26 protein-coding genes and 3 tRNA genes are annotated in these 24,791 nt (G+C 35.7%); 15 read left to right on the forward strand and 14 right to left on the reverse strand.

The features are described 5' to 3' along the window. The first annotated feature begins 88 nt into the window (after positions 1 to 88). From BQ5209_RS04700 to BQ5209_RS04730, 7 genes are all read left to right on the forward strand, one after another. Positions 89 to 703, forward strand: a complete 615-nt coding sequence (locus BQ5209_RS04700) for a TIGR04211 family SH3 domain-containing protein (RefSeq protein WP_085247394.1) — start codon at positions 89 to 91, stop codon at positions 701 to 703. After that, positions 704 to 1,801, forward strand: a complete 1,098-nt coding sequence (locus BQ5209_RS04705; RefSeq protein WP_085247395.1) for a multifunctional CCA addition/repair protein — start codon at positions 704 to 706, stop codon at positions 1,799 to 1,801. A 117-nt stretch (positions 1,802 to 1,918) separates the two neighbouring features. Continuing rightward, positions 1,919 to 1,995: transfer RNA gene (locus tag BQ5209_RS04710), tRNA-Met, on the forward strand. A gap of 37 nt (positions 1,996 to 2,032) precedes the next feature. Continuing rightward, positions 2,033 to 2,117: transfer RNA gene (locus BQ5209_RS04715), tRNA-Leu, on the forward strand. Positions 2,118 to 2,142: 25 nt separating this feature from the next. Then, positions 2,143 to 2,217 (forward strand) — tRNA-Gln (locus tag BQ5209_RS04720). Between the two features lie 523 nt (positions 2,218 to 2,740). Next, a complete protein-coding gene (locus tag BQ5209_RS04725; protein WP_085247396.1) occupies positions 2,741 to 2,920 on the forward strand; it encodes a hypothetical protein in 180 nt (59 codons plus the stop codon). 460 nt (positions 2,921 to 3,380) lie between these two features. Beyond that, entirely contained in the window at positions 3,381 to 4,280 is a 900-nt protein-coding gene (locus BQ5209_RS04730) for an esterase/lipase family protein (protein WP_085247397.1), read from the forward strand. Between the two features lie 269 nt (positions 4,281 to 4,549). On the opposite strand, the gene lysC is transcribed toward BQ5209_RS04730, so the two are convergent. The 12 genes from lysC to BQ5209_RS04785 all read right to left on the reverse strand — a co-directional run bounded on the left by lysC (position 4,550) and on the right by BQ5209_RS04785 (position 11,798). After that, positions 4,550 to 4,780 carry an Rz1-like lysis system protein LysC gene (lysC, locus tag BQ5209_RS10875; RefSeq protein WP_244168443.1) on the reverse strand — a complete coding sequence of 77 codons (231 nt, stop codon included), beginning with the start codon at positions 4,778 to 4,780 and terminating at the stop codon, positions 4,550 to 4,552. Then, complete coding sequence (locus BQ5209_RS04735) at positions 4,668 to 5,114, reverse strand: hypothetical protein (protein ID WP_085247398.1); 447 nt, start codon at positions 5,112 to 5,114, stop codon at positions 4,668 to 4,670. The genes lysC and BQ5209_RS04735 overlap by 113 nt, the downstream gene beginning before the upstream one ends. Then, the gene (locus BQ5209_RS04740) at positions 5,104 to 5,679 is read right to left on the reverse strand and encodes an N-acetylmuramidase family protein (RefSeq protein ID WP_085247399.1); all 576 of its coding nucleotides are present in this window, start codon (positions 5,677 to 5,679) and stop codon (positions 5,104 to 5,106) included. The genes BQ5209_RS04735 and BQ5209_RS04740 overlap by 11 nt, the downstream gene beginning before the upstream one ends. Continuing rightward, on the reverse strand, positions 5,680 to 6,057 hold the full coding sequence (locus tag BQ5209_RS04745) for a putative holin (protein ID WP_085247400.1): 378 nt from the start codon (positions 6,055 to 6,057) through the stop codon (positions 5,680 to 5,682). 1,046 nt (positions 6,058 to 7,103) lie between these two features. Then, complete coding sequence (locus BQ5209_RS04750; RefSeq protein WP_085247401.1) at positions 7,104 to 9,134, reverse strand: replication endonuclease; 2,031 nt, start codon at positions 9,132 to 9,134, stop codon at positions 7,104 to 7,106. A gap of 245 nt (positions 9,135 to 9,379) precedes the next feature. Further along, positions 9,380 to 10,195 carry a DNA adenine methylase gene (locus BQ5209_RS04755; protein WP_085247402.1) on the reverse strand — a complete coding sequence of 272 codons (816 nt, stop codon included), beginning with the start codon at positions 10,193 to 10,195 and terminating at the stop codon, positions 9,380 to 9,382. Positions 10,196 to 10,289: 94 nt separating this feature from the next. Further along, the gene (locus BQ5209_RS04760; RefSeq protein ID WP_143421849.1) at positions 10,290 to 10,538 is read right to left on the reverse strand and encodes a hypothetical protein; all 249 of its coding nucleotides are present in this window, start codon (positions 10,536 to 10,538) and stop codon (positions 10,290 to 10,292) included. Between the two features lie 94 nt (positions 10,539 to 10,632). After that, on the reverse strand, positions 10,633 to 10,854 hold the full coding sequence (locus tag BQ5209_RS04765) for a TraR/DksA C4-type zinc finger protein (protein WP_085247404.1): 222 nt from the start codon (positions 10,852 to 10,854) through the stop codon (positions 10,633 to 10,635). Continuing rightward, positions 10,854 to 11,069, reverse strand: a complete 216-nt coding sequence (locus BQ5209_RS04770; RefSeq protein ID WP_085247405.1) for a DUF2732 family protein — start codon at positions 11,067 to 11,069, stop codon at positions 10,854 to 10,856. Before BQ5209_RS04770 ends, BQ5209_RS04765 begins: the two co-directional genes overlap by 1 nt. Then, positions 11,070 to 11,414 (reverse strand): hypothetical protein, encoded by a 345-nt coding sequence (locus tag BQ5209_RS04775; protein ID WP_085247406.1) that lies wholly within the window; start codon positions 11,412 to 11,414, stop codon positions 11,070 to 11,072. Further along, positions 11,383 to 11,562, reverse strand: coding sequence for a hypothetical protein (locus tag BQ5209_RS04780; protein ID WP_085247407.1), 180 nt, complete (start codon positions 11,560 to 11,562; stop codon positions 11,383 to 11,385). Before BQ5209_RS04780 ends, BQ5209_RS04775 begins: the two co-directional genes overlap by 32 nt. An 11-nt stretch (positions 11,563 to 11,573) precedes the next feature. Further along, the gene (locus BQ5209_RS04785) at positions 11,574 to 11,798 is read right to left on the reverse strand and encodes a helix-turn-helix domain-containing protein (protein WP_085247408.1); all 225 of its coding nucleotides are present in this window, start codon (positions 11,796 to 11,798) and stop codon (positions 11,574 to 11,576) included. A gap of 158 nt (positions 11,799 to 11,956) precedes the next feature. On the opposite strand from BQ5209_RS04785, the gene BQ5209_RS04790 reads away from it, so the two are divergent. The 3 genes from BQ5209_RS04790 (at position 11,957) to BQ5209_RS04800 (ending at position 15,670) form a co-directional block, all read left to right on the forward strand. Beyond that, positions 11,957 to 12,325, forward strand: coding sequence for a helix-turn-helix transcriptional regulator (locus BQ5209_RS04790; protein WP_085247409.1), 369 nt, complete (start codon positions 11,957 to 11,959; stop codon positions 12,323 to 12,325). A 267-nt stretch (positions 12,326 to 12,592) separates the two neighbouring features. After that, positions 12,593 to 14,656, forward strand: coding sequence for an RNA/DNA-binding domain-containing protein (locus tag BQ5209_RS04795; RefSeq protein WP_085247410.1), 2,064 nt, complete (start codon positions 12,593 to 12,595; stop codon positions 14,654 to 14,656). Between the two features lie 6 nt (positions 14,657 to 14,662). Continuing rightward, positions 14,663 to 15,670, forward strand: coding sequence for a phage integrase (locus tag BQ5209_RS04800; RefSeq protein WP_085247411.1), 1,008 nt, complete (start codon positions 14,663 to 14,665; stop codon positions 15,668 to 15,670). Between the two features lie 424 nt (positions 15,671 to 16,094). Here the strand turns inward: BQ5209_RS04800 and BQ5209_RS04805 are convergent, their stop codons facing one another. Both BQ5209_RS04805 and BQ5209_RS04810 read right to left on the reverse strand, forming a co-directional pair. Beyond that, on the reverse strand, positions 16,095 to 16,895 hold the full coding sequence (locus BQ5209_RS04805) for a YdgH/BhsA/McbA-like domain containing protein (RefSeq protein WP_085247412.1): 801 nt from the start codon (positions 16,893 to 16,895) through the stop codon (positions 16,095 to 16,097). Between the two features lie 352 nt (positions 16,896 to 17,247). After that, on the reverse strand, positions 17,248 to 17,859 hold the full coding sequence (locus BQ5209_RS04810) for an NUDIX hydrolase (protein ID WP_085247413.1): 612 nt from the start codon (positions 17,857 to 17,859) through the stop codon (positions 17,248 to 17,250). 92 nt (positions 17,860 to 17,951) lie between these two features. Here BQ5209_RS04810 and BQ5209_RS04815 point away from each other — a divergent pair, with 92 nt between their 5' ends. The 5 genes from BQ5209_RS04815 to lepA all read left to right on the forward strand — a co-directional run bounded on the left by BQ5209_RS04815 (position 17,952) and on the right by lepA (position 24,791). Next, positions 17,952 to 20,456 (forward strand): class I adenylate cyclase, encoded by a 2,505-nt coding sequence (locus BQ5209_RS04815; RefSeq protein ID WP_143421850.1) that lies wholly within the window; start codon positions 17,952 to 17,954, stop codon positions 20,454 to 20,456. A 197-nt stretch (positions 20,457 to 20,653) separates the two neighbouring features. Then, a complete protein-coding gene (gene rpoE / locus BQ5209_RS04820; RefSeq protein ID WP_085247415.1) occupies positions 20,654 to 21,226 on the forward strand; it encodes an RNA polymerase sigma factor RpoE in 573 nt (190 codons plus the stop codon). Positions 21,227 to 21,276: 50 nt separating this feature from the next. Further along, positions 21,277 to 21,837 (forward strand): RseA family anti-sigma factor, encoded by a 561-nt coding sequence (locus BQ5209_RS04825; protein ID WP_167370312.1) that lies wholly within the window; start codon positions 21,277 to 21,279, stop codon positions 21,835 to 21,837. 6 nt (positions 21,838 to 21,843) lie between these two features. Next, entirely contained in the window at positions 21,844 to 22,827 is a 984-nt protein-coding gene (locus BQ5209_RS04830; protein WP_085247417.1) for a MucB/RseB C-terminal domain-containing protein, read from the forward strand. A 167-nt stretch (positions 22,828 to 22,994) separates the two neighbouring features. Beyond that, positions 22,995 to 24,791 carry a translation elongation factor 4 gene (lepA, locus tag BQ5209_RS04835; protein ID WP_085247418.1) on the forward strand — a complete coding sequence of 599 codons (1,797 nt, stop codon included), beginning with the start codon at positions 22,995 to 22,997 and terminating at the stop codon, positions 24,789 to 24,791.

A 24,791-nucleotide genomic window follows, 5' to 3' on the forward strand; every position in this document is an offset into this window, starting at 1 on the left:
TAAAACCATTTATCATAAAATGAATATGCGAATTGCTGTTTTTTTGTGTTATTATGTCATCATTTATGGGTAATTATTTAGGAATGTAATGAAAAAACAAAATATTATTGCGATGCTTTCACTTTTTGCGATTTCTTTTGATACTTACGCTATAGACAAATATGTGACTGATAATGTTGATGTTTATTTGCATCGTGGTCCTGGCTCACAATATGCGTTTTCTAACGCAGTGAAAGCCGGCGAAAAGGTCATCGAGCTTGAAAAAAGCGCAGATGGTAAATACACTCGCATCCAGCTTAAAAATGGTCGTGCAGCTTGGATTGAAACTGCTAAATTAAATGAAGAACCTAGCTATAAAGAACGCTTTCCATTATTAGAAGCAAAGCTTGCAGAATATCAAGATAAAGTTGATAACGCTGAGGCAAATCAACAAAAATTGGTGAGTGAATATATCCAAAAGTTGCAATTGGCCGAAAAATCAATTGAAACACTACAAAATAAAAATGAAGCTTTAGAGGAAAAGGTCAAGGAGCAAGGAGCAAGAATTGAGTCAATGCTAAATCAAGTTGATGATAAACGTCGTGATCTTATTGTAACTTGGTTTACTTATGGTGGTCTTGTTGCTGGAGGGGGGCTTATTTTAGGGCTTATATTACCAAGCATTATCACTAGCAGACGCAAAAAAGAACGTTGGATGCGATAGATGAGTAAAATCTATCTTGTAGGCGGAAGTGTACGCGATAGATTGTTACATTTGCCTGTTTCCGACCATGATTGGGTTGTTGTTGGTGCTACACCTGACGAACTTTTGGCTTTGGGATATCAACAAGTCGGTAAACACTTTCCAGTATTTTTGCATCCCGATACAAAAGAAGAATACGCATTGGCTCGCACTGAGCGCAAATCAGGTAAAGGTTATACTGGATTTATTTGCGATTTTGGTAAAGAAATTACATTAGAGCAAGATCTGATTCGCCGAGATTTAACTATTAACGCCATTGCCATGGACGAAAACGGCAATATTGTCGATCCTTATCATGGTATTGATGACATTAAACATAAAGTCTTACGCCATGTCTCACCAGCCTTCCGAGAAGATCCACTACGTATATTGCGTGTGGCGCGTTTTGCAGCGCGTTTTCATCAGTTAGATTTTACAGTCGCGCCACAAACTCTAGAACTAATGAAACAGATGGTATCAGCTGGTGAAGTTAGTTACCTAACACCAGAACGCATATGGAAGGAAACCGAAAAGGCCTTATCGGCTTTAAATCCTCAAATCTATTTTCAAGTACTGGCACAATGTGGAGCACTTACATTACTGTTTCCATCATTAGATTTAACTACCAATATTATTGAAGCACTAAAAAAATCAGCCTTGTTAACTGACGATTTAACTATCCGTTTTGCCGTGCTGTGTGCTCAGTTACCTAACAAGTCAACAGTCGAAGCGTTATGTAGAAAAATTAAAGTACCCAACAACTATACGAAAGTTGCCATCATGGTTCAGCAATATCGTAACGATCTTGAGCGAGTGCAAACACTATCTGCTGAGCAAATTGTTTCTTTACTAAATAGTATAGATGTATGGCGCAATCCTTTGCACCTTGAACAATTAATTATTGCAAGCCAAGCTTTTGCTAAAATAACATCATTTGAACAAGGAAATTATTTAAAAGATGCTTATGAAATAGCCAATAAAGTTAATGTGCAACCTATCCTTGCTGAAGGATATGTAGGAAAACAAATTTATTTTGAGTTGCAAAAAAGGAGAATTGAAGCGTTATTAAACTGGATTTGATTGCATCTTAATCAATCGTCACTTTTTTTCAAAATATCTTAAAAAAAGGGTTGACGATTTGGCGTAACACAAGCATAATGCGCCTCGCAGTGTTGCTTACGACGTTGCGAATGAAATGGCTACGTAGCTCAGTTGGTTAGAGCACATCACTCATAATGATGGGGTCACAGGTTCGAATCCCGTCGTAGCCACCACAAAGATTAGATAGTACTTTTACCGGAAGTATTCAGTGCGGGTGTGGCGAAATTGGTAGACGCACCAGATTTAGGTTCTGGCGCCGCAAGGTGTGTGAGTTCAAGTCTCTCCACCCGCACCATTTAATCTTAAACTCTATCCTTTATTGGGGTATAGCCAAGCGGTAAGGCAGCGGGTTTTGATCCCGCCACGCCCAGGTTCGAATCCTGGTACCCCAGCCATTTCAATATAATCGGCGTTTTATTTTTTCTTATTCAATTTATTTTCTCATGTTTCACCTTTTTAGTTATCACACTATAGGCATAGTGAAATAAACTGTACGCGAGATTCAAATTCCAATTTAGAAAACTATCTGCTTCAACCCTCACAACTTGTATTAAATATCACTTTTTTACTGCGGTATAATCGAATATCTCCAAAGCGGATTCCAATTCCGCATTGGTATTTCATAAAACCTAAATAATTTAAAATAAATAAATTAAAATCAATTTGTTGAAATATATTTTTTTATAGTTGTTTTTTATTGTTTATTTTATGGCGGTAAAATGGCGGTTGCTTTTGGTTTAAAAATGATCTAATTATTTATTGTGTTAATATTTTAATTTATTCCTGATTTTTATGTGGTTTTATATTTTAAATATTAATATATTAGAATATTGACCTATAAGTTGTAAAATTTCTACTTGATAATCAGTCTTATAATAAATATACTGTATATAATTACAGTATAAAGAGGGATAGGCGATGGGTGAAAGAAGTGAAGTAACAAATCATATTAAACTAGAGCAAGCCGAATTTGTTAATAAATTAATGATAGATGCAGAGCTATCAGAAGATGATATAAAAATAGGGTTGTGTTTATTGCATGAATTATTATTGAAGATTAAAAGTAGAAATGATTCTGAAGTTAAAGGCAATCAATAATAGCGGGGGGAAAGCCCCGTTTTTTATTTATATTTATTAACAACCATTTTTTTAATTACTATAAACAGCACAAAGATTTTTTTACACGAACCTGTGCAGTTTGAATATTTAACATTAAATATTATTAACCCCACCAAAATAATTAAATGAACGATAAACACCATTAATATAGTTCCGAGTTGATGCCAGCAATAGAGTTATTAAGTTATATCGCATTACGCTTAGAATTTTATTTGTAAAATAAACTAAATTTTTTGTAAATTAAATTTGCATTATTATGTCGAAAGTGATATCGTTTTTTTTGCGGTCGTCATCTTCGTAAAAACATTGCCATACGAGATAAATACAAGGTAACCGCTTTTAATTCTTTTTTTCAAAACGTTTTTGTGAAGTTTTTAGACAACAATAACAATAATAAAATAACAATAATTATAAAATAATAATAAGTAAGGAAGTTTAGATGTATAAAATTAAACCTAAAGAAAAACTCGTTAAAACAAAATATCCACTCGTACTTGTCCATGGGTTATTTGGTTTCGACCGAATTATGGGATATCCATATTTCTTTAATATTGCTGAATCTTTAAGAAAACAAGGTACTGAAGTTTATACTGTTGCAATTTCAGCTACCAATTCAACTGAAACACGTGGTGAACAGCTGCTGGCTGAAGTTAAAAAAATACTTAAAAAAACGGGTGCCCAAAAAGTAAATCTGATTGGTCATAGCCAAGGTGCGCCTACGAGCCGTTATGTTGCTGCGATCCATCCTGAAATTGTCGGTTCAGTAACTTCTGTAAATGGTGTGAATTTCGGTTCTGAAATTGCAGATTTAATGTTGGAAATTCTTTCTGGCAAATTGGTTGGCCCTACTGCTGATGTGATTGTTGAAACATTTATGAAGTTTGTTGGTCTATTTAGTACTAAGCCATTTTTACCACAAGATTTTAGAAGCGCCCTAAAAAGCTTGTCGACTAAAGGTACTAAAGCGTTTAATAAAAAATATCCGCAAGGTCTACCTAAACGATGGGGTGGTGAGGGTAAAGAGCTAGAAACTAATGGTGTTTACTACTATTCTTGGAGTGGTATTATTAAATCAAAACCACTTAATGAAGGTTTAAATATGGCAGATCCATCGCATGCTATTTTGGTTGCATTAGGTACTTTCTTCAAAAAAGAGCGTAGACAAAATGATGGTCTGGTTGGCCGTTATAGCACTCACTTGGGTAAAGTTATCAGTTCTAACTACCAGATGGACCATTTCGATGCAGTCAATCAAATTGCTGGTGTGCATCCGATTAAACCAGATCCGGTAAAACTTTATTTAGAACATGCTGCACGCTTGAAATCTAAAGGTCTATAAATTATTTTTATGGCAAAAGCTGAATCCTGTGATTTTACAGGGTTCAGTTTTTTTATTTATATTGGGCATTTATTTGTTGGTGCTGTGTGGGAATTAGGCTGAATTTAAATAACTAAATATTAACAAGCACACTGTTGGAAACAGTGTTGTTTATTATTATTAACATACTTGTGTAAATACGTTAACAACGGTTAGCCGTCGATGATAGGTGTTTTTTCTTGTTATTACAATCTTCGAGTACTTTTTAAAGCGAGTTAATTTTTTTAATGTTAGTGTTGATTTTGTTCTTGCTGACATTGGTAAATTATTTCGACTTGTAACGCACATTGATGCCATGCTGTTAAGATTGCTTGGTTATCATCAAGTAATGATCGATTATGTCTTAAATTATTCATGGGAAGATAGCAGGGTGTTACGACTGGACAACCAGCTTTGATAATCTGTACTTCCTTTGATTTCTGGCCGTGTGTACAACCGTTTAACAGTATCGGGCAGATCACTATCAGACCACATACGTATTTGTTCATTTTCATTAATAAGTTGCTCCAATTGTTGTTGATATTGACGATTTAACGTATCTGCTACTTGCAGTTGATTTTTTTGTGCGATTAGTTTGCGCTCATTGGCTTGATACTGATCGCTGAGTTTAATAAATTCATTGTTTTTAACATCAATGAGTTCAATTAATGTTTGCTTATCATCCTGTAGTTGCTGATTGCTGGCGTATAATTGTTTATTTTTGGTGCTCAATAGCCGATTTTGAAAATAGCTAAATAACAAACAAATAAGCAATAGCAACCAGGGTAACAGTTTGCTTGTCAGTCTATTTTGCATAGTTTTCGTATGCCTCCTTGAGTTTTATGTCATAGTTATTTTTTTTGTAGGCTGGGCCGTTGTATAGTTTTGCAAACGTTGAAAAATCTTTATCTTTCATCGCTTTTAATAGTTTACAATTTGATTGATGCGAGATAAAACGATAAAACGCATCTAACTGTTGTGCTTCGCTTTCAATCATATGTTGTTCGAAGTGCTGGGCTGAGGGATAACCGAGCAATTGCCAGTAAAAGCCCATGATTTGGAATAGCCCCCAACTAGTACTTTCGATTGCCGAATCAATATCAATTTTTTTTGCCTGTGCTAATCGATAATTTTCACTTATTCCACCTAAGTAACCGCCTGCAGATGAGTTGACTAAATCAGGATGTTTTTTAGCAAGCTGTTCGACATTAAATCCCTGTTTTTGTAGCTGGCGATAGAAAATATGCCGCTCAAATAAGATTACCGGTAACCCTTTTTGAAAGCCTGCTGATCGAGATTCCACTTTTGTTATAGCCTGCATTATGGCTAATTCAATGCCAAGTTTGTTGGCGATATTTTGTAATAGTTCAATTGTTATCATTTATGGTTTTTTTCCTCTAAAGTTATTAAATATGTCGGTTGGGTCATCAAATTTTTTGATTATCCAAAGCAGTAGTTTGACGCTCACCGCCGAGGAGACTAATGCCCCAAATCCGAGTGGTATTGTTGGTTGAATATTCGATGGAAAGAACGGTATCAATAGATTTAACGTCATTTCGGACAGTAGCATGCCTATCGAAAAAGAGATAAAAAATAGGATGATACGGCGAAGTGTGCTGATGCGATCTTCACTAATTACCAGTAATATTGAGCCACAAAGTGCGCCTAAAATAACGCCATTTTCGATATTTGGATAGATAACCGATATCAAAAAATGGTTGATAATAGCTGTGAATGTTGTTGTAGTTTGTTCTGTCATTCCATTAATCTCATTTTAGTTTAAACGTATGTTGCTCAGGCACTGCTTCGGGCACATTTAACACGGTATTGATTGGCAATATTGCAGGTGATTTTTATAGCATTGAGTTATTTTGATAGATAATTTCAGCAAGCTTTTGGGGTTTGCTAAAAATGCTATAGGCTAGGGCATCAACGGTTTATTTGACATTGCATAAACAATCATTAAATCAATTGTAGGGTTGATCGTCATTTGCCTAAAATATCACAAATTGCATAATGTGCATTGCGATATACATTGTCCGTTCTGTCTATATTCGCTTTTTGCTTTTGCGGTTACATTAAAATTAATTTATTCATCAATAAACCGCTTGCTTATATAGAATTCAATACGTTGATTCGTTATTGATTAATTCGTTTGTTAACTCATTTATAGATGTAAAGCTTTCGGCTTGTTGGCTAACCGCCAGAAATGTACATGATTTTGCACTGCAATAATCGCACTGTTTAGATGTAGCGTTGTGACGGTCCCGTCCCACCATTGTTTTTCCGTACATCATTAATCGTGATTACATATATAGCAAAATATTACATATTTTCAGATTGTTATCAAGTGATTAGCTAAAAGAAACGTTATTTTTTTTCGATCTCTTCAAATATCAATCGCAGTTTAAATAAGCTACGATTAATTTATCCCATTAATAATCGGCGAAGTTATTGACCAGTTGTGGAAGATTGAGGTAAGCATGATAAAAAATATGGTTATTGAATAGACCAAACGATAAATTTGCATAACAAGCGATTAAAAAGGCTGATTATCAGACCCGAGAGTATCAAAATAAAGGAATAGAAAAAACTATAACAATGTAAACAGAAAACAATATGCTCAAAACCCTCGTTGAGTTTTAAATAGTTTATCTTATTAGGTGATCTTGTTTGCTTAGCCGTTAGATAAGCAGAGGCACTTTATGTAACTATATCTATCGTTTTAATATTCAAACGGTATACAATCCTGAATATTTTTTACAAATTTTAGCTATTCCAACCTATATTTGGCTCTATTCCGCGCTATTTTTGGCGTAAATCGATGATAATCAACTTGTCGTTAACCCATTTTATGAGCAATTTGTCACTAAATTTTAGTTCTAACCCCGCCAAAAGATGATTTAACTGATGCGGGTTGTAATTTATTTGGTATTTTTTTAGCGCATTTATCACTTTTTGACGCCGATCGTACTGCGATGATTTTTTAATCTGCGTACAGTTATTGACAGAACTCCGAGCGTCGCTATCGCTCCTATTTTTAGAGACAATAGCCCACTTGATCAGACGTGTACAGATAAAAGAGACCATGCCAATAATCGGGGAAAATACCCCTTTAATCTTTTTGACGTCCTCCTCAAATTGGTTTTGTGCTTCTTCGTATGCAATCCTGACCCGCAACTCTTTACGCTTAACCATAGCGCCACCTTGTAATTGTGTGTATGCTGCCCAGTCGCCCGCATCAGCTGCCGCAAGCACAGGGTCGATTGCAGCGCTGTCAACTTTTTGGCTACCGAGCCGACGCAGTTCTCGCCACACAGTCACCGGCGCGCCGCCGATTTGTTGGAATTGACGAATACCCCAACGGCTAGCCCACGCCGTTACGTTCTTCGCCATCTCTTTTAAGTTTTGCCCGGTTTCATCATCGACTTCGTTATCAAGTTGATAACCGTCAATATTTTTAGAAATATATTTGGCAATGTAGCCGGTTGCCGAGCCTTTTTCTTTTTCGATATTCTCAAACTTGAAACGGTTTTCTTGTGCGCCCGGTTCGTTGCCGTCTTCTTTTAGTGCGTACGAGTACATAATGTTATGAACTTTATCTTTGTTTTCAGGTAGCATAAAAACCAATATATGCCAATGTGGTGTGCCGTCGTGATGGGGTTCGGCAACTCGAAATCCAAAGATTTTGATATTTTCACGATTGAGCTTTGCCCTGATTTTTGCCCATACGCCGCATAGGTAACGTTGTGCGTCCCGTGGTGTACCGCCGTTCCAGTTTTTGACAAATCCACCTTTAGCATGTACGGCGTGATATTTTGACGGTGCAGTCAATGTAATAAATGCTCCCTCGTAGCCGAATTCATCCGCAATATCTTCAAACCCTCGCATACGGACCATAAGCTCACAACGACGAATGGCTGGGTTGGCATTGGATTTATCGACCTGTAAAACGAGTTCGAATTGCTCACCCGTTTCAGTATTTTCTATACATTGATTTTTCAGCCACTCCCGATTTTTCCTTTTTTGCTCTCTCCATTCACCTACGCATGTGCGACTGGCATATGGGCTTGCGGATTTCTGAACTTGTCCGGCAGCAATAGCCAAGTGTTCTCGTTGAAAAGCCCAAGTGCGTTTTAACTTGCTTTGCCACCAGCTATCATCTGATAATTTTGCTAAGGCGATAACAATTTGCTGTTCACTGATTTCATCTTTTTTATAATCAGCAAAGTAGGGTGCTGTAATTTTTAACGGCTTGAGCTGCTCTAATGCAAATTTATAGATAGCCAGTTCATGGGCGTTATTGCTTAACTTAAATTCATCTGTTTCTAAAAATTTGATGATTAGATTTTGCATATAGCTAGCAATTTGCCCACCAAGCTGTTCAACATCGACTTTATCTAAGGTTGGTAATATCGATAGCTGTTTATAGAATGCTTGAGCGATTAGGCTTTTACCGGTATTTAATGAATATTTTTTTTGCACTTCAGTGCAGCGAGTTAGCCCACTGGTTCGCAAATAGGTGTTAGCCGTTTTTGCGCCTTTTTCTTGATATAGTGTTAGGTATTTTCGGGCGAAGTATCTGCCAATGAACTGAGGCGTATCACTAAAATAGGGGTGGAAATAGTCATACTCATCCGGGATTTGCTCCCAAAGCGGACGTTCGATAATTGTTAAATCTTTTGGTGGTTTGCGATCTGTGGCATATTGTGATTTAGGTTGAATAGATTTGCTTGGCAAAAACTTGCCGACGGTTTCGTAAAAATCACGCATACCACAAAGCAGGGCAAATTTAGCCCTGTTGCTAAGAGGGGGGAGTTGCGTGATAGTGGTCATATTATTTGCTACCTTGTTTATTAAAAATCTTTTTAGCGGGCTGCGAGCCGTGTTATGCCTGTGGGCTAGTGCACCTTTTTGCCTTTTTATTACCTTTTTGAATTTTTTATTCTATTACTGTCGCTTTATTGTCAGCAGCAATCATGGCGTTAATTGTGTGATGTGCTGATGTGGCACAATTTGATCGTAAAATGGTTTTAAATGTGGATTTCATTATTTTGTTAGCTCCTTTGTATAGTCAGTGGTTAAATCATTGCTGGTGTTAACACGCCAATAATTTCTGTTGCCAGCTTTCGGTTACCGTTAGCGGCAATCATACGTGGAGCTTGGATTGCGTGAATTTTGAATTTATTAAATAGTTCACGTGTTTGAGGATTATCACTATTGGAAATAATGGCAATTGCACCGCGCTTAACTGCATCAAACAGACAATTTGCTAACGCTTGAGTTTTGGAGTAATCAAAACCGCTGGGAGTATAACCTACAAATGATCCATTAAACGGACTCAGGTATGGCGGATCGCAATAAATAATATCGCCAGATTTTGCATGCGTAATGGTTGATTTAAAATCACATGCAACAAGTACAACATCGACATCACATAATTTTTTACTAAATTTGATAAGTTCCTCTTTGGGGAAATAGATATTGTTATATTTACCTTTTGGCACGTTGAAGTTGCCATTTTTGTTATATCGGCAAAGACCATTGAAGCAGTGTCGATTTAACCAAATAAATTTTGCTGCCTGTGCTAAGGTATGCCTTTTAGGGGATAAATTAAACTGGCTTCTTAAATCATAATAATCAATCTGGCTATCAAAAAGTGCTTTTGTTTCATTTATCAAGAGGGTTGAATCACTTTTTAACCATCGATAAACGTTAATCAAATCAGGGTTGTTATCTGCTAAAATATAACTTTTAGCATCAACATTAATAAAAACATTGCCTGCACCAACAAATGGCTCGATAAATCGTCCATTGGTAGGTAAATGAGGTCGTAATAATTCTATAATGCGCCCCTTTCCCCCTGGCCATTTTAAAAATGATTTTTTAATATTCATTGATACTCCTTAATCCAGATGTATGTTATTTGAGATTGAAAAGATTTGGGGCAAGTGCCCCAATTAGATGATTGATAAGTGAAATTTGTTTTGCTTATGCGTCTTTGATTTCAAATTCAATAATATCGAATGATCGATCAACATCTGAATCATATGCACCAATGGTTTCACAAATTATGACTGCATCACCACATGAAATCCCAAAAATTGAGTTGTGGTTTAAGGTATTAGACTGCTCTTTAGGAACGATAATCACTCGCTGGTTATAACCGGCAATTAATTCAAATAAAGTAGCTTCTACATTTATGATTTTATGTGAATTTTCTGGAAATCTATTAAACATTTTTTTATTCTCAATTGTATTATTAAAGTTATTGTTAGATGTTGCTAACCAATGACAATTTGAGCGCAGGGTATTAAATTCCGACCATATTTGTTTATCTTTGTTTTCTGCTAACTGACCTTTGCATTTCATTTAATTGCTGGCAGTCTGCACAAAGTTGACATCCTTTAATTAATTGCCGGCGTTTTTCAGGGATCGGCTCGTTACATTCAATGCAGTGTGTTGCTGATTCACCTTGAAACGTTTTGCGCTCCGCAATGAGATGATCAAGCTCTAATTGAGCAATCTCATTGGCTTGGTCGATAACATCACGCATCAGGAATCATGCTCATAATTTTCGCATCGCATCGCTTCGGCTTCTTGTTCAAGGAGTTGGGCAGATTCAGAGGCCGTTAAGTAATCAGTACGAATGTGAGCGGCTAACCGTTCAAGTTTTGCTGTAAATACGTCACATAGTCCACGTTTGGTTTCTTCTTTTGCTTGTTTTAACGCTTGCAATAATGCATCGCCAGATAATGTAGTTATTTTCATTCATGCCACCTTTTTCGTTTCTTTGATAAAATCCTGCTCTTCGCAAATTGCAAACGCATCAATGATTGATTGCAATCGACGCAAACCTTTTTTTAGCGCATCAATTTCTTTGTCGTTCAGATCGTCATAACGCATCTCCCAAGTGTGGGTAAATTGACTATCTGCGTTGTAAATAGTTGTTGTACGCTGTTCGATGCCTGATGCGCTCAGCAGTAAACGCTTTTGACCCGGCTTTAAACGGTTAAAAGCCGATCTGGCTAAACTACGCTTACCGCTTAATATCTGATGAAACTCACGCAAAATACTGCGTTGATTAGTTGCTTGGTTGTTTTGCGTTGTGTTCATGCTGATCACCTGTTATCGGCTGATGCAATTTAATGACATGCCCATTTGGCTTCTCAACCCAACCTTTAGGATTATGGTTGTTAATTTGGATATAAATTAAAACTGGTTTATTTGCGACTTTAGGGCTTAAATAGATTGCGTGGCTCATGTCTAAACCTTTTAAATATTAATTGTTGGGCTTCTGTCTGCGAGCGCTTCGGCAACTAACGCTGCGTTATTGATTAAAATGATTGAGCGCTTGCCGGTGATAGTCTTTTTTCGAATTGGTAAATAACCCTTGTGGACATAATCTTTTATGGTTTTTTCTTTCATGCCTGAGTGTTTTGCATATTCCTCAACAGTCATATATGCCGCACCGAAAGTTATTGATAAATCTTGTTTCATAGTGCATCATTTCCTCTTTATGGTTTATATTCAGTTATATTCGGTTTGATTAGGATAAAAAAATAACCGAATCGGTATTTTTTATTATGATTACCTTTTAGGTTTGTGTCAATACCTTATGGGTATGTTTTTTCTTTTTGGTATTTTTTGGAGTTAATATGATTCAGTTCGACAGTGCTAAAAACATAATAGATAGAATGGTTAGCGCTTACAGATTAAAAACAATGAAAGCGTTATGTGAATATTTTGGTGTTGGCATTAGCGTTCTTTCCAATAGGGTAGTGCGAAATACAATCCCTGCAGAATATATAATACAGTGCGCATTAGATACGGGTGCTAATCTATTATGGCTTTGTACTGGCGAAGGTGAATCGAACATTGACGGCGTAAAAACAGAGAAAAAATCAATCGAAATATCCAATGAAACATTGGAAAAATTAGAGCGTATTGTGGCGTTAAAAAATAGCGGTGCAATAACTAATGATGAATATCAATTATTGAAAGGTAGTATTTTAAAAAAAGACTAATGATAAAAGATGAGTGAGCGTTCGGGTGGTAGATAAATTAAACTTTACAGATATGAATAAAAATAAAGAACTTTTAGTTCGCATTGTCCATTATCTTCAAGGCATAAATATAACATCTAATCAAAATAGGCAACCGCTTATGCACAGTTGTATCGCTCATAATTGCCAAAAAATTGATACATTTGCATTTCACCTGTGTGGAATAAGCCGGTAAGCAATTAATGATTTATAAGCTAAGTTGATCTGATAAATATTTAGGTGAATATCATGATTGAAATAAACACGCTCGCTGATATTGAATCTTTAACCGAAACAGAAGAAATCGAGGTTAAATCTGCACAAGGGAAAGATCACCAAGGGCAGCTACCCAAAGATTTCTGGCCCACTTATTCAGCAATGGCAAATTCTAAAGGTGGTTGGGTTATTCTTGGCGTGGAAGAAAAATCCAATAAATTTAATCTTATTGGTATTAAAGATGTAACCAAAATAAAGAAAGAGTTAGTTACCTCATTAAATAATAAAGAAAAAGTTAATTATAATTTATTAACTGATAAGGATATTTTAGAAAAAAAAATTGATAACAAAACGATATTAATTATTCGTATTCATCCAGCAGCAAGAGATAAAAAACCTATTTATATTAACAATAGCCTAGTTAATGCTTACATTAGAATGAATGACAGTGATATTAAATGTGATGAAGCAAAAATACGGCAAATGATTGTAGAGCAAGATCCACAAGGAACAGACTCACGCATTTTAGATAATTTTACGATGGATGACATCGACATAAAAAGCTTGCAACAATACAGAAATTTATTCTCTGCTAGGCATCCAGATCATCCTTTTTTAAAAGGCGATTTACTTTCATTTTTAAGTAAAATTGGTGGTTGGAGAAAAGATCGACATACGAAAAAAGACGGATTAACCATTGCAGGATTACTCATGTTTGGTAAATGGGATGCTATTACTGAACTTAACCCCAAATATGCCTTGGACTACATAGAACGACCTGAAAATAAAATAGATACACGTTGGATAGATCGCGTATTTTATGATGGTAGTTGGTCAGGTAATGTATTTGATTTTTATCAACTTATTTATCCTAAATTAGTATCTGATTTAAAAGTGCCTTTCAAGATTAAAGATGGTGTACGGCAATCTGATTCTGAAATACATCAAGCACTTCGTGAGGCTTTAGTTAATACCTTAGTTCACGCTGATTACCTAACCGGCAGAGTTTCGATTTTAGTGGTTAAAAGACCTGATCTGTTTGGATTTCGAAATCCCGGTTTAATGCTCATCTCTAAAGAAGATGCCATAAAAGGCGGGAACAGTGAATGTCGCAACCCCAAAATGCATCAAATGTTTTTATATATTGGTTTAGGGGAGCGAGCCGGTTCTGGTATTCCACGAATATACTCAGGTTGGGAACAAGCTAATTGGAAAGTGCCCAATTTAAGAGAAAGATATGATATCGAGCAGACTTTATTAGAGTTATCAACAACGAGCTTAATACCGGATAATATTGTCGATTATTTAATTAAAAAATTCGGACATGACAACTTTTCAAAATTAGATGATTTTGAAAAAATGATATTAGCAACAACCGCACAAGAAAATTGGATAAATCACCAACGAGCTTGTGAGTTAACCTCTAAGCATTCAAGAGAAGTCACACTCGCCTTACCTAATTTAGAAAGAAAAGGATTTCTTGTATCTCAAGGAGAGAAAAAAAATAAAATATATAAGCTATTTGGTGAAGAAGAATTACTCATGCCAGAAGATATTCTTAATATTAATGATAGTCAAATAGATACAGATAATGTAATTAAAAGCGCAGCGCCTTTGACATCAAAGGGCAATAACTCCGGTTATAACGATACCGACTGCGGTTATAAAAATAATAACTCCGGTTATAAGCAGCCTAACTCCGGTTACAACGACACTTCATCCAATCATCATAAAAACTCAACAACCAACAAAGATTCATTTGGAAGAATAATAGATGAACGTGTAGACAAACCATTTATATTCGAATTGACACAACTTGACCATAACTTCCGACAAAGCTTAGAAAAAATAGCTCGACCAACGATAAAAAAGAGAATTAACTTTGATGAAATGAAAACAGTCTTAATTTCACTTTGTAAAGGACACTATATCTCATTATCTGCTCTTGCTATACTAGTTAATAGAACACCTGATAGATTACGACAAGGGTATGTTAAACAATTAACCCAACAAGGTATTCTTCGTATGGCATTTCCTCATATGCCAAACATTCCCAAACAAGGTTATACTACCGTGGAAGATCCTGAGGAGTCTTAATATAACGTGAGTATCAGAAAACAAAATAACGGTAAATGGCTATTTGAAAAATACCTGGAAAGTGGGCGTAGAATTCGCAAAACCTTCACAACAAAAGGGGAAGCGCTTGCCTACCAGGCGTATATTGATGAACAAGCAGCAACTAAGCCGTGGATTGCTGAAAAGCAAGATCGTAGGCGATTATCTGATTTAGTTAATACATGGTATCAATCACATGGACAAACACTCAAAGACGGTGAACGAGTAAGAAAGATACTTGAATTTATTTGTCAATCAACAGGTGATCTAATAGCGGGTAATTTTACCACCAAAACCTTTACCGATTATCGAAAAAAACGCATGAATGGCGAACTGTACAGAACCGAATCAGTAAAAACAGTATCATTACGCACGTTAAACCTCGAATTGGTTTATCTTCGAGCCATGTTTAATGAATTGACACGATTAGGAGAGTGGGAACGCCCAAACCCCCTTGAAAATATCAAACAGTTTAAAACTGATGAATCAGAAATGGCGTTTTTGACCAATGACCAAATCAAACTATTATTAAACGAATGCCAAAATAGCAACGTTATACATTTATCATTAATGGTAAAAATAGGACTTTCTACAGGGGCAAGGTGGTCAGAAATAGCCAACCTAAAATTATCTCAAATCACGCCATACAAAATTACATACATCAAGACCAAAGGAAGACGTAATCGAACAGTACCAATAACAAAAGAACTATATGAACAGATCCCAAAAGAAAACAACAAAATCTTTAGTGGCACACATGAAAACGCATTTAAAAGCGCAATTGACAGAACAGGGATAGCGTTACCAGACGGACAATTAACACATGTATTGCGCCACACATTTGCGAGTCATTTTATGATGAATGGGGGCAATATCCTAGTTTTACAAAAAATACTTGGTCATACAGACATAAAAACAACAATGAGATACGCCCACCTCGCCCCTGATCACCTAGAAGAAGCAACGATATTAAATCCATTATCTAATATAAAATAAATGGCGGTTAAATGGCGGTTAAGTTCGGTTATACTCGGTTTTCATCAGTTATATTCAGATTTTAACCAATTGATTTTTTTATAAACCATTGATTTTAAAAAGACAGTATGAGAATTCCAATTCCGCATTGGTAGATTCGAATCCCTGTGCATCAGTCAATAAAATCAATTGCCTACTTGAATCTTTTTTTATGCTATTAAATTAAACTGTAGTTTTAGTTAAAATTAAAATATCAATTTTTTGCTGAATAAGATTTGCGTAATGGAATATTACAGATTTAGTAAGGATGTTTAAGTTGTTTATGTTAAATAAAAATAAGTGGCTTTACTAAAATTAATAATTTATCTGCATTTTTTTACTAGAAGCCCACGTGGGCAAAGCGTATTGCTCACGTGGTGTTATTTTATTTAATTAAAGTACAAAATTATTTATATAGATTTACAAAAACAGTTTGCGCTGTACTTGCAGCATTGGTTGATACTTCTTTTACATAATAAAAATGTGCACCATTAGCAATAGCATGTTTTTGTGCGGCCGCACTAATGTCTGCTGTATTGTTAAATACACCATGGAAGCTAATTGTGTTGTATGGGGTCATGTGTTTAAACGCTTCGCTGCTGATTTCGTAAGCATCTTGACCTTCTATTGCGGTGGTAACGATATAATTTCTAACTGGAGCCTCTTGTTTGTATAAAGAAACTTCAATGTCTTCTGCTTGATTATTGATATCAGCAGACGAAATTGAATCGATATAAAACGCATAAGCATTTTTTTCAGCAGCTAATTTACTTGCGGCTTGGGTGATTTCAGAAGTGTTATTGTAATTACCTTTAAATTTAACAATTTCAAATGGTAAATAGTAAAGGGCTTTTGAACGTTCATAAGAAACCACCCCATTATAAGTTGTTTCATCTTTCTGGACGGCTATTGGTGCGTTAGATTGATAAATATTGGCATAAACGATAGCGCGATCTGATGAAGTCCCATTAGCTGGGCTTTCCATTGCTGTAATATGATAATATTTAGCACCTGCTTCGTCGGCAGCACGCGAAATATCATCAGCAGCATTATCGGCTTGTAAATAGCTCCCGGTTACCGAGATTTCTTTCAATGGTACTAAAAGACTGCTTTCTTTAGCTGTTAACGGTTGAGCAGCATAAAGATTGGCAACAGGTAAAGATAATAATACAGCTAAAGCAATAGATGTTTTGGTGAAACGTTTCATGATTGAGTCCTTCACTTTTGGATTATTAAAATAGAAAATCACTGTTTAACGCTTATTTAATTTACAGATTTATAGTATTGCTTAAGATTATTCCAACTTGTAGAGATCCACAGTGTTTTGTCCTTGTCTGCTTGTTAAAAGCGTTAAGACAAATAGTTGTTTTGGCAGGAATGAATTGTAAAACAACTAACTACCTTTATAAGACGTTCAGTAATAATCCTCAAGATATTTTAATAAAATGGCAGATTGACTAGCACAAATTGCTTAAAATGAAGTAAATTGTTAAAAAAGGTGTTAATTTCGTACTAATTAAACCTGTTATCACTTTGTTTAAACTATTTTGTCGATATAATTATTCGCCAATTTTTTCGATAAAATGCTTAATGATTTGTGCGGTTAATCCCCAAATAACCCAATTATGATATTGATAAAAATAGACTGGATGCTCGGATCTTTTTTGCCAACCTGGTGCACGGTTAGCTATGATATCAAATGGGAAGTCATCGGCAGGTTTATGCCCAACAAACATTGTTGCGCACTGTGGTGGATTATGAATAAACCACTCGATAGGAACGGTAAAAATTTGCTCAACTTCGTCATGGTTTAGTTGTAAAGTATCCAGCGAGTTTATTTTGCCTACAAATGGATAAATGATTATGCCTAATGTAGCAATAAATTTGGGTAATTGTCCTAAAATCGTTATTTGATTAAGGGCTATACCTAATTCTTCAACAGTTTCACGTTTGGCTGTGTATTCGGGGCTGATGTCAGTTAATTCAACTCGCCCTCCAGGCAAACAGATATCTCCCGGTTGCCATTTTAGGTTTTTCGATCTAACTTGAAATAAAATATGCAATTGTTGATTAATATCCACGATCGGCAATAACACCGCCGCTTTATTATCAACAAATTTAATGCTTTCTTGTTTTTTTATCTGTTTAGCTATGTTTTCAATTGTGATCATAATTATTCATTTTATTTGGAGTTTAAAATTTTGTCCTATTTACCTTACACTAATAACATGCTAGATTTACCAAATGCGTTAGTTTAATACGCGTGTTTTACCTAATTGAAGCTATGCAATATTATATCAATAACATAAAAAAAGAACTTAAAGATCTTGCCAATTTGAAACGTAAGCGAGCGCTTATTGGTATGTCTGCTGAATTTCAACAGGTATTTTTATTACTTCCTGCTCTTTTTCATTATCATTCTCCTGAATTACCGGGATATATGGAAGATAATATACCTTCAGGTATTGCTTATTATCAATTGTCTGATGATGTAAATAAACTGCTTAAAAGAAAATTCAATTTTTCAGCAACTAAAAACGAAACCACAGCTCTTGCTTCCCCTGCAATATCAGCTTTATATTCAATGGGCAGTACTTGTTCTATTGGGCAATCGGTGCAATCTGATCTTGATATTTGGATATGCATTGAAAACAGTTTAACTGATCAACAAAAAGAAGTCTTACAACAAAAATGTCGTTTAATCGAAAACTGGGCTGCCAAGTTGCAAGTCAAATTAACGTTATTTGTGGTCGATGCCGATCGTTTTATTAATAAGCATCATGAGTGTCTAATGGGCGAAAATTGCGGATCTGCGCAGCATATTTTGTTGCTTGAAGAGTTTTACCGTTCAGCCAATTTATTAGCAGGCAAATTTTTATTGTGGTTTGCGGTACCTTACAATTTCACCGTGAATAATGTCACTTATCCTACTTATGAAAAGTGTGTTAATGCCATGGTTGATCTTAAGTTAATCGAACGAGATCAATGGATTGATTTTGGTCCGCTAACCAGTTTATCAGCTGAAGAGTATTTTGGCGCAAGTTTATGGCAACTTTATAAAAGTATTGATTCACCATTTAAAGCGGTACTTAAAACTCTGTTATTAGAAGCGTATTCATGGATTTACCCACAAAATAAGCCAGTTGCTTATCAAATGAGAGAACTCATTCAAAATGGTGAAATACATAAAGGTATGTATCTAGATTCGTATTACATGCTGTTAGACAGAATTAGTAACTATCTCATTGAAATTAATGATTTCCAGCGTCTTGAGTTAATTCGTAACTGTTTTTACTTAAAAGTAAATGAAAAACTGTCCATTCCAATGCAGTCACCATCATGGCGTCGCACTATTTTGAGTGATTTAGTGAAAGAGTGGGGATGGAATAAGCAACAAATTGCCAAATTAGATGCTTGTCAAACTTGGAAAATAGGACAAGTACGAGAAATACATGAGATCTTGTTACACACTATGATGACAGGCTATCGAAATTTACTCAATTTTGGTCGTCGTAATAATTTAGACTCATTGATTAGCCCTCAAGATCTGGCGATCTTAACGCGCAAGCTCTATGCCGCTTTTGAAGTATTACCAGGCAAGATCACAACGTTAAAGCTCAATATATCAGATAATTTGCAAGAAGATGTATTAACATTTATTCATGTGGCTGAAGATCGCATAAATCGATCGGGGTGGTATGTTTATAATCAAAAACCTATAATACAAACAATTATTGGACATCAATATTTAGAATACAGTAAATACTTAGTAAAACTGGTTGGGTGGTGTTATTTTAACGGCTTAATAGCTGATACTACAGCTTTTTATTATCACGATGGCGAAAATCGTAATAACTTAAAAATTAATAAATTGATCGCAGATCTAAAAAATTACTTTCCTATTGACGTGCCAGCAGCAACCGAAGAACAGTTATATGGTCCATGCGAAATCCGTCACTTAGCTATTATTTTAAATATAGAAGACGATCCGACCGCGAACATTGAATTAGATGATGAAGTGACCAATAGTGTGCTCAATTATGGCAAACATGAGCGAAGTTTGGTGGGATCAATTGATCTTCTTTATCGCAATTCGTGGAATGAAATTCGCGTACTTCATTTTAGTGGTGCACTATCTGTACTTGAGGCAATTAAGGCATTATTAAACCGCATGCATAAAGATGCAGACTTGCCCAATTCAATCAAAATTTTTTGTTATAGTGAATATTTAAGCGCTGAGATCAAACAGCAAATGAAAAAGCTCATGGATGAATGTATTGATCTACGTTTAACTACGACTCAAAATAACTCAACGCAAGTCAAACCATTAAGAATAGGGGGATGTTCGTGGTATCTGTTTTTTGAGCGATTAGGTGTTTCATGTCATCAGTTTGAAAATGCGATTGATTTTTATGGGGCGGTATCTAATAACAAAGTACAAGGTAGACCGCTTAATATTTTAGACGAAACCAATGAATTACCGACAGAAATTGACAGCGTTGCTTATGCAGGGATCATTCAATTCTTTTTTGAAGATACCGATTCAGGTTTTGATCTTTACATCTTAAATGAACATAACCAAGTCGAAATTTACCGTAATTGCAACGGGTCAAAAGACAACATGGTTAAAGACATCAACGAATTTTATGTCCTATCTGATGATCGTTTTACGTTTACGACTAGTACCTCAGTGAATTTTAATCTGCCTCAATTTTATCAAATTACTTATAATGGATTCAACGAACGGGAGATCATTCCTCTGAATTAAAAGGCTAAAAACGATCTTATTTCAATATAATCATGTCAAAAATTTTCAGAAAAGTATGTGCTATTGTATAAAAAGCGTGAAAATTTACAATTAATAAGTAAAATAATGGGAACTTTTTTTGAATTTAAGAATCTAACTGTATGTCAGCACAATTTTTAGGGCCGATTGACAGTTATTAACATAAGGAAAGGCCTTTAATGGGGGAGCAAATAACAGACCAAGTATTAGTTGATCGCGTTCTTCACGGAGATAAAAACGCATTTAATTTACTTGTGGTTCGTTATCAAAACAAATTAGCTCATTTAGTTTCTCGTTATGTACTAGCATCTGAAGTGCCTGATGTGGTACAAGAGACTTTTATTAAGGCCTATCGGTCGTTAAGTCTTTTTAAAGGTGAAAGTGTTTTTTACACATGGTTATATCGAATTGCGGTAAATACGGCAAAAAATTATTTGACCTCTCAAGGACGAAGACCGCCATTATCAGATATTGATGCTAGTGAGGCCGAAAGTTACGAAGGTGCAGATTCATTAAGAAATCTTGATAATCCGGAAAATTTAGCACTTTCAGATGAAGTAAAAAAAACAGTATTTGCAGCGATCGAAGCGCTACCTGATGATTTAAAAACCGCAATTACCTTGCGCGAAATCGATGGCTTAAGTTACGAAGAAATTGCTGAAATTATGGATGTCCCTGTTGGAACAGTACGCTCACGTATTTTTAGAGCACGTGATGCAATAGATGAAAAAATTAAACCATTACTCAATTAATGGCTACAAAATCATTGATAAACAGTAGTCATAAATTTAAGGTGTTTACTATGCAAATAGAACAGAAAGAGCAACTTTCATTACTTATGGATGGTGAGTTTACAAACGATCACATTGTTGATGAAGTTTCACATGATGAAAGTTTGCAATCATACTGGCATCGTTACCATATTGTAAGAGACACAATGCGCGGTCAATTGCATAGTAGTTCATTAACTTTAGATATCTCTAATCAAATCGCTGAAGCGATAGCAACTGAAGATTTATACAATCAACTTGCTGATCAACCAAATATTAACACAGCCACACTGCCAAAGGCTGAAAATCTAATTTTGGTTCACGTTAAAGACTTTTTTGCCAAAGTAAGCCAAGTTGGGCTTGCTGCGTGCGTAACCCTTGGTATTATTGCTGGTGTACAATATCATCAAGGTCAAACAGATAATACAAATGCAAACCCTACATTAACCACGGTACCTGTTGGTGTGAATGTGGCGCCTGTGGGGGGGATTCATCAACAAAACGATCAGCAATTACTTGAAAAACGACAATACGACAAAATCAGATTGCTCGTACAAGATTATGAGTTACAAAAAAGATTAAATGCTCACTAATTCGAAATGAAATTACCTAATTATTTCGTTCAACATTTTATAAAACAGAGTAGAAATATTATATTCACTCTGTTTTTTGCGTTTTTTTCAGTATCCATTTATGCCAACGATACTGAGGATGCCTTAGCATTATTAAACAAAATGAATCATGCTGTACAAACGCAAGATTATCGAATTTATTTTTTGTCTCAAGATAAAAACCAGTATGTAACCACATTCGAATATAACCATTTAGGGGCAGTTAAAAAAGAAGATATCAACGCCTGTTTGCGCTATCTTGAAGGTCCTGATAAAGAGATCATCTTACATAAAGGCGTAACTAGTTACTTTCAACCTGATAGTCCATCATTTTCTATCACTAGTTCGCGCATTATTGAGGCTTTTCCTGATGTTATCTATAGTAATTTGAATGAACTTAAAGATGTTTACGACTTTATTGCATTAGGTAAAGCAAGAACTGCTAATCGAAGTGTACAGTTGATTAAAATCGTGGCTAAAGAACAGGATCGTTATAGCTATGTGATTTGGATTGATGATGAAACCTATTTACCGATTAGGATCGATTTATTAGATCAAAATAGTGACATTATTAACCAGATAAAAGTGCTCCAACTTGATAAAAATTTCGATAAGAAAGCGCTAGCCAACTACATTAACAGCCGATCTTATCCAATTTTATTATCGATCGAAAAACAAAATAATGCGTTCGAACAATGGCAACTGGCTTGGTTGCCTAAAGGATTTAAAGAAATAGCCGCCTATAATTTGAATTTTTATAGTTCTGACATTGCGACTAAACTGTTTTCAGATGGTGTATTTTCGTTTACGATTAATATTTCATCTGATCAAGTTAAGCAATCTAACCAAATTATTCAACAAGGTGGACGGACTATTTATTCAACTAACGTGGGTCACAAAAATATTATTGTCATTGGTAATTTACCACGTACCACTGTTGAACGTATTGCACAAAATATCATCCAGAAATAAGCGCAAACTTCTCGATATCGCTATGCTTAGCAGCGATAAATGTGTAAAATGCTCCTCTTTCTGACTATGTAATTATTTACAATGTCGGTAATAACCGAAGGGCATTTTAGGTAGTTAATTAGATAGTTAACCATTAATAACCAAGATACTAATTATAATTTATTAATATGAATAAAAATATCCGCAATTTTTCAATTATTGCACATATTGACCATGGTAAATCAACGCTTTCAGACCGCATAATTCAAATTTGTGGTGGACTTTCAGATCGCGAAATGGAAGCCCAAGTGCTTGACTCAATGGATCTCGAGCGTGAGCGAGGGATCACCATTAAAGCACAAAGTGTCACGCTTGATTATCATGCTAAAAATGGCGAAACCTATCAGCTCAATTTCATCGACACGCCAGGCCATGTTGATTTTTCGTATGAGGTTTCGCGCTCGCTTGCTGCTTGTGAAGGCGCATTATTAGTTGTGGATGCCGGGCAAGGTGTTGAAGCGCAAACGCTAGCAAACTGCTATACCGCGTTAGATATGGATCTTGAAGTTGTTCCTGTCCTTAACAAAATTGACTTACCGGCTGCTGAACCAGAGCGCGTTGCAGCTGAAATCGAAGACATTGTTGGCATTGATGCAAGCAATGCTGTTCGCTGTTCGGCTAAAACTGGCGTTGGTGTTATTGATGTACTTGAACAATTAGTTAGCGACATTCCGCCACCAGAAGGGGACTCAACAGCACCATTACAAGCACTGATTATTGATTCGTGGTTTGATAATTACTTGGGTGTAGTTTCATTAATTCGCATAAAAAATGGCGAATTAAACAAAGGTGATAAGATCAAAGTCATGAGCACAGGTATGACTTATAACGTTGATCGACTTGGCATATTCACCCCTAAACAAGTTGACAAACAATGCTTGCATTGTGGCGAAGTGGGCTGGGTGGTTTGTGCTATCAAAGATATATTAGGCGCCCCAGTAGGTGATACCTTAACTTTAGCAAAAGCACCTGCACAAACTCCATTACCGGGTTTTAAAAAGGTTAAACCGCAGGTTTATGCTGGGTTATTCCCAACCAGCTCCGACGATTATGAAGCTTTTCGTGATGCGCTTGGCAAATTAAGCCTAAACGATGCATCGCTATTTTACGAACCGGAAAATTCTGGCGCTTTAGGTTTTGGATTCCGTTGTGGCTTCCTTGGTTTACTACACATGGAAATCATCCAAGAACGTTTAGAGCGTGAATACAATCTTGATCTTATTACTACTGCACCAACGGTTGTTTATGAAGTGCTAACCACATCGAACGAAACAATTTATGTTGATAGCCCAGCAAAATTACCTGCAGTGAATAACATTCAGGAATTACGCGAACCGATTGCCGAATGTAACATATTAGTTCCGCAAACTTATTTAGGTAACGTCATCACACTATGCGTTGAAAAACGAGGCGTGCAAACCAACATGGTTTATCATGGTAATCAAGTTGCTTTAACGTACGAAATTCCAATGACTGAAGTTGTATTAGACTTTTTTGATAAACTCAAATCGACTTCGCGTGGGTATGCCTCATTAGATTATAGTTTTAAACGATTCCAAGCGGCCGATATGGTAAGATTGGATGTATTAATCAACGGTGAGCGAGTGGATGCATTAGCCCTAATCACCCATAAAGATAATGCACCCTATCGAGGACGAGAATTAGTCGAAAAGATGAAAGATCTTATTCCTCGTCAACTATTTGATATCGCCATTCAAGCGGCTATCGGCAATCATGTCATTGCACGATCAACAGTCAAACAGTTACGTAAAAACGTATTAGCCAAATGTTATGGTGGTGACGTAAGTCGTAAAAAGAAACTTTTACAGAAGCAAAAAGAAGGTAAAAAACGCATGAAACAAGTGGGTAATGTCGAATTACCACAAGAAGCATTTTTAGCGATTTTGCATGTAGGAAAAGATTAA

It is taken from the genome of Gilliamella mensalis (assembly GCF_900103085.1).
Taxonomy (GTDB): Bacteria; Pseudomonadota; Gammaproteobacteria; order Enterobacterales; family Orbaceae; genus Gilliamella; species Gilliamella mensalis.